General features: G+C 69.2%; 21 protein-coding genes. 3 read left to right on the forward strand and 18 right to left on the reverse strand.

Annotated elements, in window-relative coordinates:
• Window positions 1-19 precede the first annotated feature (19 nt).
• The 5 genes from VFK57_10340 to VFK57_10360 all read right to left on the reverse strand — a co-directional run bounded on the left by VFK57_10340 (window position 20) and on the right by VFK57_10360 (window position 4,489).
• Window positions 20-910, reverse strand: coding sequence for a hypothetical protein (locus VFK57_10340; GenBank protein ID HET7696096.1), 891 nt, complete (start codon window positions 908-910; stop codon window positions 20-22).
• An 18-nt stretch (window positions 911-928) separates the two neighbouring features.
• Window positions 929-1,135 (reverse strand): hypothetical protein, encoded by a 207-nt coding sequence (locus VFK57_10345; protein HET7696097.1) that lies wholly within the window; start codon window positions 1,133-1,135, stop codon window positions 929-931.
• A 16-nt stretch (window positions 1,136-1,151) separates the two neighbouring features.
• Window positions 1,152-1,508 carry a hypothetical protein gene (locus VFK57_10350; protein HET7696098.1) on the reverse strand — a complete coding sequence of 119 codons (357 nt, stop codon included), beginning with the start codon at window positions 1,506-1,508 and terminating at the stop codon, window positions 1,152-1,154.
• Window positions 1,509-1,542: 34 nt separating this feature from the next.
• Entirely contained in the window at window positions 1,543-3,231 is a 1,689-nt protein-coding gene (locus VFK57_10355) for a carboxylesterase family protein (protein ID HET7696099.1), read from the reverse strand.
• A 79-nt stretch (window positions 3,232-3,310) separates the two neighbouring features.
• Window positions 3,311-4,489, reverse strand: coding sequence for a DUF418 domain-containing protein (locus tag VFK57_10360; protein ID HET7696100.1), 1,179 nt, complete (start codon window positions 4,487-4,489; stop codon window positions 3,311-3,313).
• A gap of 159 nt (window positions 4,490-4,648) precedes the next feature.
• Here VFK57_10360 and VFK57_10365 point away from each other — a divergent pair, with 159 nt between their 5' ends.
• A complete protein-coding gene (locus tag VFK57_10365) occupies window positions 4,649-5,008 on the forward strand; it encodes a hypothetical protein (protein ID HET7696101.1) in 360 nt (119 codons plus the stop codon).
• 42 nt (window positions 5,009-5,050) lie between these two features.
• Here the strand turns inward: VFK57_10365 and VFK57_10370 are convergent, their stop codons facing one another.
• The 5 genes from VFK57_10370 to VFK57_10390 all read right to left on the reverse strand — a co-directional run bounded on the left by VFK57_10370 (window position 5,051) and on the right by VFK57_10390 (window position 11,747).
• On the reverse strand, window positions 5,051-5,620 hold the full coding sequence (locus VFK57_10370; protein ID HET7696102.1) for a dihydrofolate reductase family protein: 570 nt from the start codon (window positions 5,618-5,620) through the stop codon (window positions 5,051-5,053).
• Window positions 5,621-5,701: 81 nt separating this feature from the next.
• On the reverse strand, window positions 5,702-6,379 hold the full coding sequence (locus VFK57_10375) for a hypothetical protein (protein HET7696103.1): 678 nt from the start codon (window positions 6,377-6,379) through the stop codon (window positions 5,702-5,704).
• Window positions 6,380-6,449: 70 nt separating this feature from the next.
• Entirely contained in the window at window positions 6,450-9,083 is a 2,634-nt protein-coding gene (locus VFK57_10380) for a DUF2723 domain-containing protein (GenBank protein HET7696104.1), read from the reverse strand.
• Window positions 9,084-9,096: 13 nt separating this feature from the next.
• On the reverse strand, window positions 9,097-9,600 hold the full coding sequence (locus tag VFK57_10385; protein HET7696105.1) for a hypothetical protein: 504 nt from the start codon (window positions 9,598-9,600) through the stop codon (window positions 9,097-9,099).
• The gene (locus VFK57_10390) at window positions 9,597-11,747 is read right to left on the reverse strand and encodes a carboxypeptidase-like regulatory domain-containing protein (GenBank protein ID HET7696106.1); all 2,151 of its coding nucleotides are present in this window, start codon (window positions 11,745-11,747) and stop codon (window positions 9,597-9,599) included. Before VFK57_10390 ends, VFK57_10385 begins: the two co-directional genes overlap by 4 nt.
• Before the next feature lie 234 nt (window positions 11,748-11,981).
• On the opposite strand from VFK57_10390, the gene VFK57_10395 reads away from it, so the two are divergent.
• Window positions 11,982-13,532: a putative Ig domain-containing protein gene (locus tag VFK57_10395; GenBank protein ID HET7696107.1), complete on the forward strand. Its 1,551-nt coding sequence runs from the start codon at window positions 11,982-11,984 to the stop codon at window positions 13,530-13,532.
• Between the two features lie 41 nt (window positions 13,533-13,573).
• On the opposite strand, the gene VFK57_10400 is transcribed toward VFK57_10395, so the two are convergent.
• From VFK57_10400 to VFK57_10435, 8 genes are all read right to left on the reverse strand, one after another.
• Window positions 13,574-13,990: a hypothetical protein gene (locus VFK57_10400; protein ID HET7696108.1), complete on the reverse strand. Its 417-nt coding sequence runs from the start codon at window positions 13,988-13,990 to the stop codon at window positions 13,574-13,576.
• 12 nt (window positions 13,991-14,002) lie between these two features.
• The gene (locus VFK57_10405; protein HET7696109.1) at window positions 14,003-14,635 is read right to left on the reverse strand and encodes a hypothetical protein; all 633 of its coding nucleotides are present in this window, start codon (window positions 14,633-14,635) and stop codon (window positions 14,003-14,005) included.
• The gene (locus VFK57_10410; GenBank protein ID HET7696110.1) at window positions 14,622-14,978 is read right to left on the reverse strand and encodes a PadR family transcriptional regulator; all 357 of its coding nucleotides are present in this window, start codon (window positions 14,976-14,978) and stop codon (window positions 14,622-14,624) included. Before VFK57_10410 ends, VFK57_10405 begins: the two co-directional genes overlap by 14 nt.
• 78 nt (window positions 14,979-15,056) lie before the next feature.
• A complete protein-coding gene (locus tag VFK57_10415; GenBank protein HET7696111.1) occupies window positions 15,057-15,383 on the reverse strand; it encodes a GYD domain-containing protein in 327 nt (108 codons plus the stop codon).
• Between the two features lie 36 nt (window positions 15,384-15,419).
• A complete protein-coding gene (locus VFK57_10420) occupies window positions 15,420-15,986 on the reverse strand; it encodes a YaeQ family protein (protein ID HET7696112.1) in 567 nt (188 codons plus the stop codon).
• Between the two features lie 19 nt (window positions 15,987-16,005).
• The gene (locus VFK57_10425; GenBank protein HET7696113.1) at window positions 16,006-16,371 is read right to left on the reverse strand and encodes a DUF1801 domain-containing protein; all 366 of its coding nucleotides are present in this window, start codon (window positions 16,369-16,371) and stop codon (window positions 16,006-16,008) included.
• Window positions 16,372-16,425: 54 nt separating this feature from the next.
• Window positions 16,426-16,839: a hypothetical protein gene (locus VFK57_10430; GenBank protein ID HET7696114.1), complete on the reverse strand. Its 414-nt coding sequence runs from the start codon at window positions 16,837-16,839 to the stop codon at window positions 16,426-16,428.
• Between the two features lie 7 nt (window positions 16,840-16,846).
• Complete coding sequence (locus VFK57_10435; protein HET7696115.1) at window positions 16,847-17,554, reverse strand: DUF4234 domain-containing protein; 708 nt, start codon at window positions 17,552-17,554, stop codon at window positions 16,847-16,849.
• 19 nt (window positions 17,555-17,573) lie between these two features.
• On the opposite strand from VFK57_10435, the gene VFK57_10440 reads away from it, so the two are divergent.
• On the forward strand, window positions 17,574-18,194 hold the full coding sequence (locus tag VFK57_10440) for a hypothetical protein (GenBank protein HET7696116.1): 621 nt from the start codon (window positions 17,574-17,576) through the stop codon (window positions 18,192-18,194).

An 18,194-nucleotide genomic window follows, 5' to 3' on the forward strand; every position in this document is an offset into this window, starting at 1 on the left:
TGAGTCGGCGGCGCCGCTCTCATTCGACGCGCACGGGAGACCAGCGGACCCCGCGAAGCTTGAGCGGCTGCAGCGCGGCGTACACGCGCGGACGCACGATCAGGCGCCGGCGTGCGAGCCACCGCTTGCCGTGCACCGGCTCTGCCCACGCGCCGGTGCCGAACAGCTCGAACGTCCATGCCGCATCAGGCATCGTGTCGACGGCGGAGCGCGGGTAGGCGGGAATGAACGGATCTTCGGTCGTATTGAACCAGCCGTCGCGGCCGCAACGCGCGCACGGGCGCTCGGCGCCGGCGCGCCCGCGAATCATCCCCCGTGCACTCGCCAGCATCGGCGGCAGCGTCGCCTGAACGACGACCTGGCGCCACGGGATCGGCGCACCGGACGGATCGAGCACCGGGCGCAGCGACATGCCGCGCAACCCTGCCGACGCGATCGCTCCCGCGATCGACTCGTGCAGCAGCAGCTCGTCGGCAATGCCGGCCGCCAGAAAAGACTTCGGCAGCTCGGTCCTGCGCACGCGGAAAGGAGACGTCTGCACGAGCCCGGCGCCGCAGTGGGGGCAGGCGCCGCTGTCGTCGTACGACGTTCCGTCTCGAGGATGTCCGCGTTCGGTTCCGGGCCCGCCGGCCCGCAGAAGCAGAAGCGGCGCCGCCGCCAGTTCTTTCGGCGTCGCGTCCATGTATCGCTGGATCGACGGCGCCTCGAGGCCGTGCGCCGCCGCCGCAAACCTGAGCCGGCGCGCGACCTCCTCGTTGGGCAGTTCGATCCGGTGCAGCAACGCCGACGACGACTGCCCCGCCGCGAGCTTCGCGTACACGTCGAACATTCCCGCGTCGCGGAACATCAGGCGAACGCGCTCGCGCTGGGACGGGACATCGGGCAGGAGGGCGACGATACGTTCCGGCATCAGGCTGAAAGGCGCTGCCTACGACGCGAGGCAGCGGTTCGGCACGTTGTCCAGGGGAGGCCGCGGCCGACCTGCGGCAACAGGCCGAATTGCGCGCAGGCGATTGACGGCGGGCTGTCCCTTGATCGCCGCGCGCGCGTCGAACCCTCGATCCAGGATCGCGCGGATGGCGTCGGCATCGTGGGCCTCGAACGGGCAGCGGATGTCGAATTCGATGCCCCGCATGGCTGCTCCGCCGATGTTACGGCCGCCCGAACTCGACGGCACGCACCTTCAACGCCCCGTCTTCCCTGGTCACCACGACCGTGACGGCTTCACTGTACACGTCGCCGGCGATACTGACGTAGACCCAGCCCGCATCCGCCGGCTGTTTGTCCGGCCAGCTGTCCATCGTGAGGCCGGCTTCGACGGAGCCAATCGCCCCGAACTCGGCGGGCACCATCGACTCGAATGCCGTCCGCATCGCCTCGAGCGTCACGCCGCGCCGGTAGTCACGCGACGTCATCTCATACGCGGCGGCATAGTCGCGGTCCGTCAGCGCCCTCGCGAACCGCAGGGCAACCATCGTGAAATCGTTGTCGGAATCAGCGGCCGCCATCATGATGCCAGGGTCCGGCGCAACGAGGTCGTGTTCACGCGCCGCCGCGCCCCCGGCCGCCGCCGCGGCCGGCGGGCGCCGGCAGCAACGACACCAGCTTGTCGTCGCGAAGCGGAACCGACTGACTCACGGTGTCGAAGACCATCGCCTGCGGGTTCGCCGTGGTGTACGGCTGCCACGCGAGCCCCGGCTGGCTCGGATTTCCCGTCCGCGCGAAGTTGACCCATGCCTGCGCGACCTTGTCCTGCAGCGCCAGCGCGACGGCGCCGCCGCCGGTGGCGGTACGGATCTGCGGCACGGCGAGCGCGTGGAAACAGAACGCGAGCTCCGAGCAATGGAACGCGGTAATGCCGCCGTTGATCGGGTATTCCCACGCGAACAGATAGTTGTAGACCGGCACCTTCGTGCGTTCCAGCTTGCGCGCCAGCAGGTTCTTCGCGCCGGGACGCGAGCCGCCGGCGTAATAGAGAACGTCCTGAACCTTCTTGCGCGGGAACGCCTGCCTGAACTCGGCGACGATGGCGTCCTTCTTGTCGCCATATGCGGCCGCCAGCTGCTCGTCGATCTCCTTCGGCGACCACTCGTTCTTGCGTCCGTCGCCGCGCGTCAGCGTGCCCTGCATCTCGCTGAACACCGAGCCCACGATGAGCGGGATGTCGTCGGCCCAGTCGCAGAACTCGCGCATGACGTACTGATCGTCGGCGATCACTTCCCAGTTGAGCGACGGCCTGCCGACCTCCTGCGCGGCCGAGCGCAAGGCGGCGGCTCCCGCGGCGATGAGCTGAGAATATGGAACGGTCTTCAGCTTGTCGATCTGCTCCCCCGTGAGATTCAGGTGCTTCAGCGTGTGCGCCGCAATCGCCTGCTGCGCCTTGATGCTCGCCGCCGGATCGGTCGTCCGATACGTGTTGTTCCCGCCGCTCTGCGCCGCGACCTTGTGGAACAGACCGCGCGCGTCGGGGGTGTGGAGCATGCGGACCACTTTCCCGCCGCCGCCGGATTGCCCGAAAATCATCACGTTGCCCGGATCGCCGCCAAAGCTCGCGACGTTGTCGCGCACCCACTCCAGTGCCGCCACCAGGTCCGCCGTGCCGGTGTAGCGGGAATTCGCATATTGAGGACCGTACGCCGACAGGTCGAGCGTGCCGAGAATGTTCAGGCGGTGATTGACGCTGACGACCACCACGTCGCCGAACTCGCTGAGGCTGCGGCCGTCGTACGCGTACGACTCCATCGAGGCGCCGTTGGTGAACCCGCCGCCGTGCATCCACACCATCACCGGCTTCTTCACCGCCGGCGTCAGGCTCTGCGTCCACACGTTCAGGTACTGGCAGTGCTCGTTGGCGATGAAGTAGCGATGCGGAAAGACCAGCTCGTCGGCGCTGACGCTGGTCTGCTCCGGGCTGGGGCACACCGGCCCCCACACCTGTGCGTTCTTGATCCCGCTCCACGGCTGAACGGGCCTGGGCGGCCCGAAACGCTCCGCTTCCGCATAGCGGATGCCGAGAAACGACGCCGTCTTCCCTTCCCTGAGACCGCGCAGCGTACCGCCTTTGATCCGGACGGTCGGCGGATTCAGGTTCGGACCTGTCATCGGCGAGGCCGCCGGCGCGGCGGACCCCGCGGCCTTCGGCTTCTCCTGGCCGAGCACGTCGCCGGTGACCCCCGCAACGACGCCGCCAATGACCGCCGTCGTGGTCCCCAGCATCTGCCGTCGGCTCAAGCGGCTCGGGCGCCTCGTGGATGATTCGCTGCTCATGCTGTCCCTCCTGGCTCCATCGGCTGCGGATGCGAACGCCATCCTATACCCTGACGGGCGGCACGTCAGCCGCCGCAGCACGGCGCAACGGCGCGACACGCGCGTAGGTGATGGTGCGCCATAACCATTCGAGCGGGCCGAGACGGAAGCGGGCGAGCCACGCGCGGCTCGCGAGCGCCTCCACGCCGAACAGCAATGCAGTGGCGGCGACGTACAAGTAGGGACGCACCGTGAGCGCCGCGCCGTAGCCGGACGCGAGCGCGTCGAGCACGATTGCCTGCAGCAGGTAATTGGTGAGCGCCAGCCGCCCGGCGTCGCGGAACCATGCGAGGCGCGCCGTCCAGGCCGGACGTGCGTGCACCAGCAGGATCACGCCGCCGATGTAGGTGAAACAGAGCCACTGATCCTGGATGAGACCGAATCCGTAGGCGATCGGCCAGTCCGCGCCGGGAATACCCGTCGACGGCAGACGGCGCAGTACCAGCCACGATACCGCCCACGATCCCGCGCCGAAGATCATCCAGCCGGCTATCAGCCGGACGTGACGACCTGGTTCATCGAGGACGCGGTGCCGGACCGCGAGCAGTCCCAGCGTGAACAGGGCCAGGTTGACCGTCGGCAGCAGATCCCGCCAGCCGAGGGCGAATCCGTTCACGAACAACGCCCATCGCGCGGCGAGCAGCGTCAGGTAGCGATCCTGCGCCGCCGCCGCGGCGGCTGCCTGCATGAGCGCGGCGGTGTGCGCCGGCGCGGCCGCCAATCCGAAAGCGTGCAGCGCCGTCAGTTCGGCGGCCAGCGGTCGGGCGCAGGCGAAGATCGCCGCCGCGACGAGCAGCGCCGGCGTCGGCCACCGGCGGAGGACCAGCAGCGCGACACCCCAGCAGGCGTACTCGAGGAGGATGCCGAATCCGAACCCCACCTCGGCAATCACGCCGAAGAGGGCCAGCGCCGCCATCCGGCGCAGGAAGATCGGCCACACCCGCCGGCCCCGCGCGTCCAGGCGCCGCAGCAGAATCCCGAACCCGGCGCCGAACAGAAACGCGAACGTGCCCCAGGCCTTCTGTTCCAGCAGCACCCAGACGCCCCACGCGATCAGGTCTTCGACGCCGCCGGCGTCCTGCCGCATCCGCTGGTGGAAGTGCACCAGGATCATCGCGCAGAGCGCCAGGCCCCGCAGACAGTCGAGCGAGTGCAGCCGATCGTCCTCCGGCAGGTGCGTCATGGTGGCGGCGTGCGCAGCCTCATGTTACCCGGCGGGGCAGCAGGCGTAATATGGCGCTACAGGGAGGGACCCCGCGGAACACGACAGAAGGAGGACCTCATGCATCCAGGCCGCGCGTTCATGGCTGGAATCGTCGGAGCGTTGGCGATGAGTCTCGTGATGGCTGGCGTCCGGGCGGCCGGCATTCCGCTGCACATCGAGTCGCAGCTGGCGGCCGTGCTCGGAACGAACCTGTGGATCGTGGGCCTGGCGGCGCACCTCCTGATCGGCGGCGCGCTCGGCATCGGCTACGGCCTGGCGTTCGAGCTGGTCCTGCAGCAGTCTGGTGTCGGCCCCGGCGTGATCCTCGGCGCCTACAACACGATCATCGCCGGATTCGTGTGGGCGGCACTCGGCGGGCCCGGACACTTCTGGAGCGCCGTCGGCCCGCAGGGGATCGTCGCGCTGTTCATCGCCCACATGACGTTCGGCGCCGTCGTCGGCGCGGCGTTCAAGGCTGAGGAGCGGCTGCTCGCGTAGACGAGGCGTGCGACGCCGGCGCGCCGGACGCGCCGGCGTTCGTCATCGGCGGGTCTCGCCGGCCGCCGGTACGGCGTACGTCAGTTCCGCAAAGCCGCTGCCCACCTGCCGCGCCGAGAGCAGTCGAAGCGGCGGATTCGTCAATCGCCGCGGGAACAGCGGCTTGCCGCGGCCCAGGGTGACGGACGCGATCTGGACCACGATCTCCGTGAGCAGTCCGGCATCGTGGAACTGCCCCGCCAGGTCGCCGCCTCCCACGACCCAGATGTTCTTCGTGCCGGCGGCCTCGCGCATCTGCGCATGCACGGGACGAACGTCCCCTCGCACCATGCGAACGTCGGCGTGCTCGATCCGGGGCAGCGACCGGCTCGTGAACACCCACGCGGGCTGCGCATACGGCCACGGCGAGCCCATTTCCGCCGCCACCTCGTCGGCATGGCGAAGCATCCACTCGTAGGTGGCCGAACCCATGGCCAGCGCGCCGACGTCGGCGATGAACGACGGATAGCTCGTGTCGGCAGGATCGCCGAGCGGAAACAGCCAGTCCAGTGAGTCGTCTTCCGTCGCGATGAACCCGTCGAGCGTGGCGGCGGTGTAGTACTGCGTCTTCATGAGTGTCTGCCGGCGCGCATGAGATGAGCGGTGTTGATCGGCACCCGTGAAGTCTACACGGCGTCGACTCCCGCGCCGGGCTCAAAACCGCCACACGGCGCGAAGCCCGGCTCCCAGTTCGCGGTACTTGTTGCCGATCCTCGCTGGACCGCCGTACACGACGCGCACTTCGGGCGCGACGCTCAAGCGGGGCGTCACCGCGACCGAGCCGTCGAGACCGAGGAGCAGCCCGCCCCGCCACCGATGAACGGACGAATTCTGGTGATCGCGGGCCACCCGCGACGGATCCACGCCGTCAGGAATGCTGAGAAGGGTGTAGGCGGACGTCTGATCGTAGCGCCGCGCCGTCGCGCCGGCGCTGGCGCCCACCGCGACGCGCGGAGTGATGTCGCCGCCGGCCCGGAACGCGACTGACGCACCGACGCCGGGGGCGTAGCCGAGCGAACGTCTGGCGACGGGCGCCAGCCGTTCGATCTCCTCCCGGGTGGCCGCCGGGCCCGTCGCGTATGAGATGAACCGTCCCTCGTAGCTGCGCTCGATTCGCCGTGCCGCCCTGGTAACGTCGCCCTGAATCGCATAGCGGTTCGACAACCGCAGCGTGGCCGCAGCGCCCGCGGCGACGGTACTTCCCGTCGTTCCGCCTTCGATGAAGACGCGATCCAGACGCACGACAGGTCCGATCTCGAGCCGCGGCGTCTGGCCGGCGGCGCTGGTGACCCCCGCGAGCACGATCAGTCCGGCGAGCAAGGTCGTTTGCATGGTGCCTCCGCTCGGCAAGGCGCAGACGGCGGCAGGAGCGGCTCATCTCGTGCGGGGACGCGGCGCGCGGTCACCGCGCTCGCGAAATCCGGGCGGCAAACAGCGTGAGCGGGACCGATCGACTGTCGGCGCCGGAGCGCGCGGCCAGGGTCAACGCGCTGACGCCGTTCTGAATCGCGCCGGACGGCAGGATGATCTCGCATCCCCGCGGCAGCGGAGTGCAGAGGCCCAGCGGCTGGTCGTCGAGCGCGACCTCGATGCCGCGAATCCCCGGCGCGATCTCGAGCACCAGGCGATGGTCGCGGCCAGGCGCCAGCGGCAGGAACAGCGTCGCCGCATTCTCCGCCCGGCGGACCGGTCCCGCCGGGGTGCGAATCGCGTCGCTCCAGCCGGCGCCAAAGTACGCCTCCGATTCGAAGTTCGCGTTGAGCACCGCCGCTGCCCGACCCGGCGGAAAGAGCGCCCGCATCGGATTGAGCGCGCAGACGCGAATGGCCGATGGCGCGCCTGCTGCGCGAACGCGCGCCCGTACGGCCGGGAGCCGCCGGTCGAGCGCGAGCCGAAACAGCGGCCGGCGATCGCCGGTTCGGGCCACTCTCGTCGTCAGGACGTCACCCTCGGAGCGGTGCGTCACCTCGGTCGTGATCGTCCCGTCGCCGAGCAGGACGGCCGACCGCGCTCGCACGTCGCGGGAACCCGGTGTGACTGTTTCAATGACGATCGAGCCTGGGGCGTGCAGCGTCGCGACCCAGCTTCCGGTGGCGAACACCGGGGTGAGGTCGACCCATGCATCCGGTTTCAGCTCGGCACACGGCGACTCCGCGGTGAGCTCGTATATCGCCCCTTCGTAATCCACCCGTCGCGGCTCGTCCGAACCGAACTCCAGGGCACGGAGGAGCGTTCCATCCGGCGCAAACGCGGCGACGACTGCCCCGGATTCGACGCGGGCGATCGTTCGCTCCGCGAGATCGATCCGCGCTCCGCCCCGCGCGGCCGCGGCGACGAGCGGACCCGCAAGCGGCGGGAGCGGTGCACGCAGCGATTGCGCATCCACGGTCAACGACACCTCGTCGTCCTCACGGCGCCACGCATCCCCCGCGGAATGGACGACCGCCGCGAATGCTTCGAACGCCCGGTCCCGTCCCTGAGGACGCGCCCGTGAATGTCCGATGGCCGACATGTCGACGGGTGACGGGGCGTAGGCGACCGCGCCGACGACGACGCTGCGGCGCGGCAGCGATCGGAGCCACTCGGCGAGCGGCGGCCCTTCGATCGCCGCGCGCGTGAAGGTCAGTCCCTCGGCCGCCAGGAACGTCGCGCCGGTGGCGAGCGCGAACACGCGGCGCCCTTCACGGGCGGCGTTGCGCGCGCTGTCGGCGGAGAAGTCCACCCGCACGATGCCGCGGTCCGGGCCCGCTTCGCCGGTGAGGTGGTAATAACGCCATGCCATGTCCGACCAATAGTCCTCGGCGACGACCGCCGCCCTTTCTGGCAGCTGCCGGAGCACGGTGCGCAGGAACCGGCCGTCAGCGGTGTGCTGGCTTTGATCCGCCGCGTCGTAATTCGCCGCGAGATTCGCCAGCGGCATCAGCGCCGCCAGGCCGAGCACGGCGGCGGCAGCAACGGAGCCGGCGCGGCGAATCGAGCGGACGTATCCCGCGGCCGCGTTCGCACCAACCGCCGCGAATGGCCAGAGCAGGACCATCACCGGCGTGATGAATCCTTTGAGATCGCCGGAAATGTTCACGACCATGGCCAGCATGCCGGCGGCTGCGCCAAGGACGAGCGCGGCGTTGGCGCTGCGCACGATGCCGATCGCGCCGATCGCGAAACCGATCGTGCCGGCGGCGCCGAACTCGCGCGCGATGAGCGCTGACACCGCCGGCAGGTGCTCGGTCAGCAGGACCGCAGGCCCGAACGCGAACCGCTGATCGGCAAAGCGCTCGGCAGTGACGACGCCGAGCAGGTCGCTCGCCGAGGTGGCTCGAACCTCGACGTACGGCGCTTCCTGCCGCGTGCGCGCGACGATCAGCCCGTATTGACCGGCACCGAGCGCCAGCAGCACCGCGCACGCGCCGACGGTGCGAATCGACCAGATCCGGTAGCCGCGCGTGAGCGCGTAGGCGGCGAACGCCGGCACGACCCCGACGATGGTGAGGTGGTTGCCGAGTCCGAACGCGAACGCGCCAAAGGCGGCGACCAGCCAGCCTGACCTGCCGCGCGCCCCCCACGCGAGCAACAGGGTGATGACCAGTCCGGCCATCACGGCCGCGAGGCTGTACACCTCGGCGAACACGGCGCTGCGCCAGAAGCTCGCCCCCGTCGCCAGTCCCATTGCGGCGCACGCCGCCGTCCAACGGGTCGCGCCGAGCTGTCTTGCGATCGCGTACGCGAGAGCGCACGCGATGGCTGCCATCACCGCGGAGAAGAGATTCGCGCGGTAGGCGATCGTGCCGATGGGGATGGCGGTGAAGACGTGCGACAGCAGAACGTAGAGCGGATAGCCGGGCGGGTGCGGAATGCCGAGCACGTAGCCGATGAATTGAAACTTCGGCGTGTCTTCGGGGCCGCCGAAGTCAGGCTGCAGGGTCGCGGCGAACAGCGCCAGACTGCCCGCGGCAACCGCGAGCCCGAGGAGGACGTCGCTCGTCAGCCCGGTCCGGATCGCGCGCCGTGCCGAGGTCAGGGCAGAGCGCGCCTTCACCGCCGCGACCGCGCTACCAGATTCCGTTGGCGTCTTTGATCGCACCGAGCAGGATGGCCTTCCGGACGTCTTCGATGGTCGCCAGGCCGCCGGGGGCGCGGCCTCCCCACTCGAATCGCGTCGCCGCCGGGCTCCACTGGAACAGCGCGACGTGCCACGTGGGCGCGGCGCCGCCGCGCTCGTAGTAGACGAGGCAGTGATGATCGTTCGCGCATCCCGCGACGGCCAGCCGCCGCCGCGGCAGGTTCGGCTTCGCGCGACTGGCAGCGGCTTGAAACTCGGCTCCGGGTTCGGCGATGTCAAGCGACGCGCTGCCGAACAACCGGCGCAGCTCGTCGCGGACACCGAGCGGCAATCCGGTGGTGGAGGTGACAATCGCGAAGCGCTCGCTGGTCAGGTGCGCGCGCAGCGCGGGCCCGGGCAGCATCGCGCCAGGGGCGTTCTGCGTGCCCGCGATCAGCGCCGACCACAGGCTCAGCCAGACTGCGCAGAGCCCCAATGCCGGCGCGTCCGTCACTTCGCCAGCGGATCCGGCCGCAACTGGAACTTCACCACCTTGCTGGTGGTCCCCTTGCCGGTCTCCATGTGGAACGGCGCGCGGGTGCTGACGGTGGACCAGATGCCGCGCCCTTTCCATCCTCCGGACGGTTCGTCGATGCGGCCGTCCACCCATTTCGTGTAGTAGCCGAGCGGATAGGGCACGCGCATGACGACCCACTTGCCGTCTTTCAGCGCAAGCAGCGCCTCCGCACCGTTGCCGGTGTTGATCGGCGTGTTGGCGCCGAGGCCCGAGACGTCGAACTGATCGACCCACGTGTAGTAGCTGGCGCCGGCGCTGCCTGGATCGGTCACGCCTTTGAGCTGCGGCAACGGCTCCGTGTAGAGCGCCCAGCCCTCGGGACAATGCCGCCCGGTCGCGGCCGGACCGTTGAGCGGTCCCTTGCACTTGCGCCGATCGAAGCTCGCGAGATGCCCGCTCGCGAGCGCCGCCCAGTAGACGCCGTTTCGATCGACGTCGCCGCCGCGCGGCGAGAACGCGGGATTCTTCGGATCGTCGAACGGCGGCTCGAACACCTCCGCGAGCGCCGTTTCGGGCGGATTCGCGCCTGGAACGAGCCTCACCACCGCACCGGGCATCCCCAGGCTGGTGCCCCAGATCGAGCCGTCCGGCGCCGGCGCGACGGCGTAGAGCCCGCCGCCGTAGCGCGTGTCCTTCGCCGGATCGCGCGGCTGGTTCGGCTCGACGTAGGCGTCGCGCCTGCCATTGCCGTTCGTATCGAGAATCAGCGCGGTCCACCCCTGCGACTTCGCTTCGTCGTGCGTCTCGTCGAACAGACGCGTGTTGAGCCAGCCGACCACCGGACCGCCGCCGCTCGTCCACAGCGTGTCGTTGGCGTCTTCCGCGAACATCAGATGATGCGTGCTGAAGCAGGTGCTGATGTGCGTGAGCTGCTTCGTGGCCGGATCGTAGACCGCGAGATGACGCGATGCGTTGTTGACCGGGAACAGTTTCGCCGACGGATGATCCGAGCCGGCCTTGCAGAAATCCGGATTGGCCGGCGGCCGGACCGCAGACGTGATCCACACGCGTCCCTTGCCGTCGAACATCGGGTTGTGCACGTTGTTGCGGCTCGTCCAGATCGGTTCGCTGCCCCAGTAGGGCGAGGGGGCCGCCATGTCCGCGGACGTCGGGCGCGTCGCCGGGTCGCGCACGGTGAGCGGCACGCGCGCGGCGGCGTTGCGCGCGGGATCGAGCACGGGCAGGTAGTCGGCGCTGAGCTCCAGCGCGCCGTAGATCAAGCCGTTGGCATTGAGCCGCGGGTTGCGCCGATCCGTCGACACCTCGTCGTGCAGGTAGGCCTTCGGATCCGCCCAGTCCCACTCGGTAATGACGACGTTGCGCTCGAGGCCTTGCGGCCGGGACGGCGCCGGCGGAAGTTCTCCCTTGCCGATCCGGTCCGACCAGTCGGCGAACATGGTCAAGGCGCGTTCCATGCCCAGCGAGGTCATGCCCTGCATCATGTTGGCGCCCGCCTGCCCCGACAGGATCCGCCGCTGCCACCCGTCGGCCGACGACGTCGCGTGCAGCGCGGCCGGAATCTCGCGCGTCGCCTTCGTGCCCAGCGCGTGACACGCCCAGCAGGTTCCCGACTTGAGCGTTCTCAGGAAGTCCGCCTGCGTCTTCATGCCGGGGGCGATGCCGTTCGCGCCGGTGCCGGGGAACTCGTTCTTGCCGGGCACCTGCATCAGCGAGAACCAGTGCCCGGCCGGGTAGTACTGAGCGGCGGCCCGCGCATCCGGCGCGGGGATCGCCGTGAGATTGACGCGCGCGCCCGGCGCGCTCTTGACGTGCGCGGAGTCGACGAGCCCGTACCCGCGCACCCAGACGTCGTAGTTCGCCTTGGGCAGGTCCGGCAGCACGTAGCGGCCCCGGTCGTCGGTGACGACGATGCGGACGAATCGCGTCGGCAGATCCGCCGTCTCGGCAATCACCCAGACGCCCGCTTCCGGACCCGTGCGGCTCGTCACCACCCCGCCGATGTCGTCGGCATCGATGGCCACGGCGGCGTTCGCCCCCGGCGCCGCGCCGCGCTGCGCGAGGCCGCTTGCGCTCCCGATGACGACGGCGAGCGCTGTCAAGCCGAACGGTACAGCGAGCTTCATGGTAACGCCTCCTCGACGGCCGCAGCCGTGTGGAACGACAGTATAGGCGTGCGGGTCGCCAGGGTCATCCGCCGCCGCACTCGCGATGGCTGAGGCATGCTTTCTGCTTCGTCGTCCAGCGCTCTCCCCCAGCGCCCGATCGTCACCGGCTCCCGCGCCTCCTTCGTGAACAGTTTGGAACGCACCGTTACCAAACTGCAGTCACGTCGCGCTTCATCGCCGCAGGAGTGCCACATGCGCACACTCGACCCGGGTCGCCGACGAATCCTTCTGAGCGCGGTCTTCGTGCTGCTCTTCGCCGTTGAAGCGCGCGCCGGATCCACCTCGCTCCTGCTGACCGGCGATCCGGGAGATTACATCACCGGCGGCCGCACCATGTACTTCACCGCGGCGGACGGGGCGTTCACGGCATACAGGAATTACGACAACGGCGTCAGCATCGGGTTCAACACGCCGAACTTCGGTCATTGGTGGTACCTGAACTTCGCCGCCGCCGGCGATCAGTACCTGACGCCCGGGGTTTATGCCAACGCGATCCGATGGCCATTTCAGTTGTCGACGCCCGGCCTCTCGATCTACGGCGACGGGCGCGGCTGCAACGTCCTGAGCGGCAGTTTCGAGGTCAAGGAAGTCGTATACGGGCCCGGCGCACCGGGCACGGCAGGCAGCGTGCTCGCCTTCCGCGCGACCTTCGAGCAGCACTGCGAGGGGTGGGCCGCCGCCGCGCGTGGGGAAATCCGCTACAACGCGACGGTCGCGATCGACATGACCGCGCCGAGCACGATGAGCGTGCTCGAACGGCAGCCGGTGGCCTTCACCGTCCGCGCCGCCGATACGGACGGGCGCCACGTGGCGCTGAGCGCAGCCGGCGTTCCGCAAGGCGCGCTGTTCGTGGACAACGGCGACAATACCGGGACGTTCTCGTGGCTGCCGCTCGAGGGTCAGGCCGGCACCTACCTGCTGACCTTCCGCGGCGACAACGGCGCCGGCCAGGTCGAGACGATCTACACGGCGCTCGACGTGATCGCCGTGCCGCCGCTGAACGACGACTTCAGCTCGCCGATCGTCATCGAGCAGTTCCCGTACACGAACGTGCAGACAACGGCGAAGGCCACCTCGTCGTACGACGATCCCTTCTGCGCCGGCTCCACGCACACGGTGTGGTACGCGTTCACGCCGTCGAACGACATGCGGGTCGAGTTCAATACCTTTGGCAGCGACTACGACACGACGCTCGCCGTCTACACCGGCCGGCGCGGCGCGCTGTCCCAGGTCGCGTGCAACGACAACGCCGGGGGCGCGCAATCGCGCGTGCGCTTCGACGCGCAGGCTGGCGTGACCTACTGGATCATGGCCGGCGGGTATTACTGGGCGTCGAGCGGACGGCTGCAGCTGAACCTGCTCCAGGCGCCGCCACCGCTGACGATCGCCCTGGCGCTCACCGAATCCGGCGGGGTCGATCCGACGACCGGTCAAGCCGTCGTAGGCGGCAGCATCACCTGCTCGCGTCCGCTGCTCGTCTCGATCTCAGGACAGCTGAAACAGGATCATGCGCAGTCCTCGCTCACCGGCCGTTTCGCGCTCGTCGTGGCGTGCGACGGTACGACCGACTGGACCGCGGCTGTCGTGACATCTCCGGGGGTGTTCCAGGGGCGCGCCGCTGACCTGTTCGTCGCCGGCCGTGCGCATGTGACCGCAACCGCCGAGGCGCTCGACGAGGACACGGGAGAGAAGGTGCAGAGCAATGCCGCCGTCCGTGTCGTGCTGCGCGGCGGCGTGAGGTAAACCGTCGGCCGAGCGGGGTCGACCCGCTCGGCCGCGTACGATCATCGCTCGCGCCGGACCTCGATCCGCCGGATGACCTGATTGCCGGGGAGCAGCCGTCCGGACCCCGTCAGCCGATCGCCGTTCACGACGAGACGCCAGACGGTCTTCACCGCCGGACTGGAGAACTCCGCCTTCCAGCACGCTTCGCCGGCGTCGTAGGCGAGCTCCAGCTCACCCATGGGTTCGCGCTTGCCCGCGACGATCTTGTCGGCCTTCCACCGAACCGAGCCGCCCCGGGACCCGGCGGTGAACTCGTAGACGACCGTTTCGTCGCGGCAGGCCGGGGCCGCGACGCGATCCGTACACGTGGACGTCCCGCGCCACGTGCCAATCAGCTGGGCCGGAGCCGGAGCGTCGACTGCGGCGCCCTGGGCAGCCGCGATAACCATGACGAGTCCAATCAGCGATGCGGTCATGTGGTTGCCTCCTCAGTTGGCCGCGCCCGTTTGAATCCACCCGCGGCGCCGCGCCCGCCACCACCCGAGATAGCGGCGCGCGCCGAGATGGGTGAGCACCAGAGCGCCGAGGCCGCAGACCAGGCCGATGAGAATTACCCAGTTGCCGCCTGCGGGCGTGCCCTCCGCGGGGAACAGGATCCCGAGGCTGGTCGGAAGACTCTCCGGACCGTTCACGCGCCAGAAGCCGACGTTATTGGGGAAGATCGGTTTCAGGATCGCGATCGCCAGAAACGCCGCGCCGGTCAGGTACCCGACCATCAGGGCGAGCACCGCCAGGAACCCCGCGACCGACGTCAACGCGACCTGCCAGATCGCGCGCACCATCGGGATCACCCCTCCGGTGACGACCGCCTCGTCGACGACGCGCTCGGTGGAGTAGGCCTGCGCCACGCGCAGCGGCGGCCCGACTTCGGCGAGGATCTGCTCGAGCGCGCCGCGCTCGTCCGCGCCGGCGGGCACCGCGGCGATCCGCTCGCGCAGGTGCGACTCGATTTCGCGCCGCGCGTCTTCGACCACGGCGCGCGGCAGCGCCAGCGCCAGCGATCGCTCGAGCACGTAGAGATATCCGCGGAGCCGTGACTCGCCCGTCTCAGTGAGAACCACGCCCATTCCTCTCTGCTTCGGCAATCAGCCGTTCGATCTTGCCTCCGAGCGCACGCCACTCGCCGATCATCTCCGCCAGCCGCTTCGCTCCCATGCGCGTCAGCCGGTAGTACTTGCGCGCGTGCGGCGCCTCCCCTTCCACCCACTCGGCGGCGAGCAGCCCCTCGCGCGTGAGCCGGCCGAGGATCGGATAGATGGTGCCTTCGGTCACCACCAGGTCGGTGAAGGCTTCCAGGTGCTGGATGATCGACAGGCCGTAGCGGGGCCCCGGTGAAACGGTGAGGAGAATGGCGAGGTCGAGGCTCCCGCGCCGAAGCTGTTCGTGCCAGGTGTCGAGCGGCATACCTTGTGTCACAAGGCTTTGACGCGGCCGGAGAGCGAAAGTTCCGAGAGCGTCACGGCTGCATAGGGAGTACGTGACCTACGCGCCGGGCGCCCGGTATCCGATCCTGCCGGCTTTCCGCATCGCCTCCATCGTCTCGTCCACCGTCAGCAGCACGGTCGTGTCGAAGGCGCTGAGCGCACCGCCGCCGCTGATCGCCAGGGCCACCGCCGCCATCGACACATTGTCGGGAGCCTCCCACAGGTTGTACCCGTCGTGCGTCCCGAAGGCGTACCAGAACCCGTGCAGCTTTCCGCCGACCGACTCGATGTACGACTCAGCCGCCTTCCGGCGGTCCTCCGGGTGAGCGATCAGCCGCGCCCACGTGGCGGGCGTGTAGCTGAATTTCGTGAGATACAGCGGCATCGTCTCTCCTTGTTGCGGCACGCGCGGTTTCAGCCGTCACCCTGCTGTTCTTCCCAGGAGGATGCGTTCCACCCTGCCCGACAGCGTCCGGTCGCCCAGCGACACGAACAGCTCCCCTTCGGCGACCGAGAGCGCGAACGACATCCGGCGCTCCAGCGCGTCCGCCAGGCCGCGGATCAGGCCGCGGTCGATCGCGCGCAGCTCGAGCTCCGCGGCGCGGTGGATCCTCGCCCCCTCGAGCGACCCGAGCCACTGTCCGTGCTCCTTGTGGATGTAGACGACGACGCGCGCCGCCGCCTTCGAGGCGCGATGCAGCCGCTCGACCGAAGGGGTGCCGACGTCAATCCAGGTCTGCAGGGCGCCCGTCAGATCGCGGACGGCCATCGGCGGATCGTCGGCGTCGGACAGTCCGCGCGAGAACGCGATGCCGTCCGTGTGCTCGAGACAATACGCCAGCACTCTCGCGACGAGAAACGTGTCGGACTCCGACGGGTGGCGGGCGACGCGCAGGTCGAGGTGTTCGTAGACGCCGCGATCGGCGTCGGCGAGATCGATGTCGAACGTGAAGACCGAGGACGAGAGCGCCATCAGGGCCGGCCGCACGGCGCCCGCCGCCCGGCGTTCACTTCGGTTCGCGCTTCACCTGCTCCACCAGCGCCGAAAGGGCCTCCCGCGCGATGCCCCTGGTCGTGAACACCTTGACGTGCCGGACGTACTTGCCGCTGCCGGCGAGCAGCCGGTGCGGATCCTTCAGCGTCGATCCGGCGTAGAAGCCGAACTGGACGTGGTCCGGTTCGGCATGAATGTAGACCTTGGGCGCGCCGGCCAGCGTCCAGCAGCCCTGTCCCCATTTGACGGCGGGCGTGAACTCGGGAGCCGCCTTCCTGACGAGTCCGGCGAGCGCGTTGATCAGCCGCTGATTGCTGGCCGACTGGTCGCTCTTCCACTCGGCGAACGAGCCGTAGGCCTTCATCTTTTCCGGTTTCATGTCCCTCGGTGGCGCATCGACGGCCTGCGAGTCCGCCGTCGACCGCGGCACGGTTCAGCGCCAAATCGACGCCAGCACGTTCGGTGTGCCGCGGCACAGGCGAATCGCTTTGCTCAGCTCGTACTGGCACAATGCGCGGTCGTGCTCGCACGGCCGGCCCGTGACGTGCTTCTCCAGCACCGGCAACGCGCGCGCGTCCGCCAGTTGTCCCAGAGCCCAGACCGCGCGATTACGCGCCTGCAGCGTGTGGGCCGGTGATTCCACGTACGCCATCAAGGCCGTAACGGGGTCCCCTGGCCGTTCGGCCAGCGCGGCTTCGCTGGCGGCGTGAACCGCCGACTCGATGACCCACGTCGTGCCCACGGCGAATGCGGCGATCAGGACGAGCCCGATCAGAGACCCACGGGTGATGAGGCGCAGCCATCGGCGCGCGTTCCACGGTGTTCTGGCGCGAAGGGGAGTCGACATGTGTCCCTCACAGTTCGAGGCGAGGCGGGCGGCCCGGTACGGCGTCGCCGCCGTCGCTCATGATGGCACCGGTCGCCGCCGGCTGCAAACGCTCGCCCGGCCCGACGACGTACCGGTTGATGGCCCACTGGAGGTAGAAGATCGAGAAGAAGAACGTCATCAGTCCGGACAGCTGCACGCGCTCGACGAGCAGGGTCCCTTCGGATGTATCCGGCGCTGCGTGATCTTCGATGATGTCCTTGATCTTGAAGGCCTGCATGAGCATCAGAATCCCGATTCCGAGCCGGAAGAGCATCTCGAACCCGACACCAGCCTGGCCGATCACGTCTTCCGCCGGCGCGTCGCCTGCCGCGAAGGCGAGGACGAACTGGAAGACGTAGAACGCCGCCAGGAGCAGCAGCGGCCAGAGCGCGAGCTTCCTTGGAGAATTCAGACGATTCAAGCCCGGGCGGCGCCGGAACCACCAGACCAGATAGTAGATGCCGAACGTGACAATCGTGAACGCGATCATCACCAGGACACTGCGGCGCTTGAGACCGTGCGAGTCAGGAAGAGGATCGGCGACGTTCGCCTTCGGCGGTGCGTACGGACCAGGCTCCATTGCGCCTCCCAAAGCCGACAGTGCGGCCCATCCGAGCCGCGAGCGTATGCGTTCGCGCCTTGTATGGCCGAAAGGAAGTCCGATGTCAACCAACAAGACGCGCGCGGCGGCCAATGCGAAAGGAAGGTGGACGATGTCGAAGTTGATCGGTCTGCTCGCGGGTGTCCTGATCGCGACGGCTCCGGCTGTGGCGCGCGCGCAGAGCGGCGTCCCGGAGCCGCAGCGGGCGCGCGACGCGCACACGGGCACGGCCACGTCCTTTTCGGAGCTGGCGAAACTCCTCGAACCCGGGGCTGTCATCCGCGTCACGGACGCGAGCGGCCGCCGCACCACCGGCAGACTCGGTCAGTTGTCCGCCTCGTCCCTGGAGCTTCTGGGGACCCGCGGGGCCGGCACCGGCGGCAGCGGAACCGGCCAGGCGCGAATCTTCCCGGAAGCGGATGTCCGATCGATCGAAGTCAGGAGGCGGGACTCGCTGGTGAACGGCACGCTGATCGGGCTCGTCGCGGGTGGAGTGGGCGGCGCAGTCGGCGGAGCCGCCGTCTGCGGCAGCTACAGCTGCAACGCGGCGCGCGTGGCCGCCGCCTCCGGCGCGCTGTTCGGCGGGATCGGTGCGGGCGTGGGAGTGCTCACCGACCTGGCAATCACGGGCCGCACCCGCGTCTACGCGTCCGGCCAGCGCTCGCCGGATGTTCGGGTCGCTCCGGTGCTGTCCATGGGGGGCGCCGGCGCCATCGTCTCGCTGCGATTCTGA

Source organism: Vicinamibacterales bacterium, from assembly GCA_035699745.1.
Classification (GTDB): Bacteria; Acidobacteriota; Vicinamibacteria; order Vicinamibacterales; family 2-12-FULL-66-21; genus JAICSD01.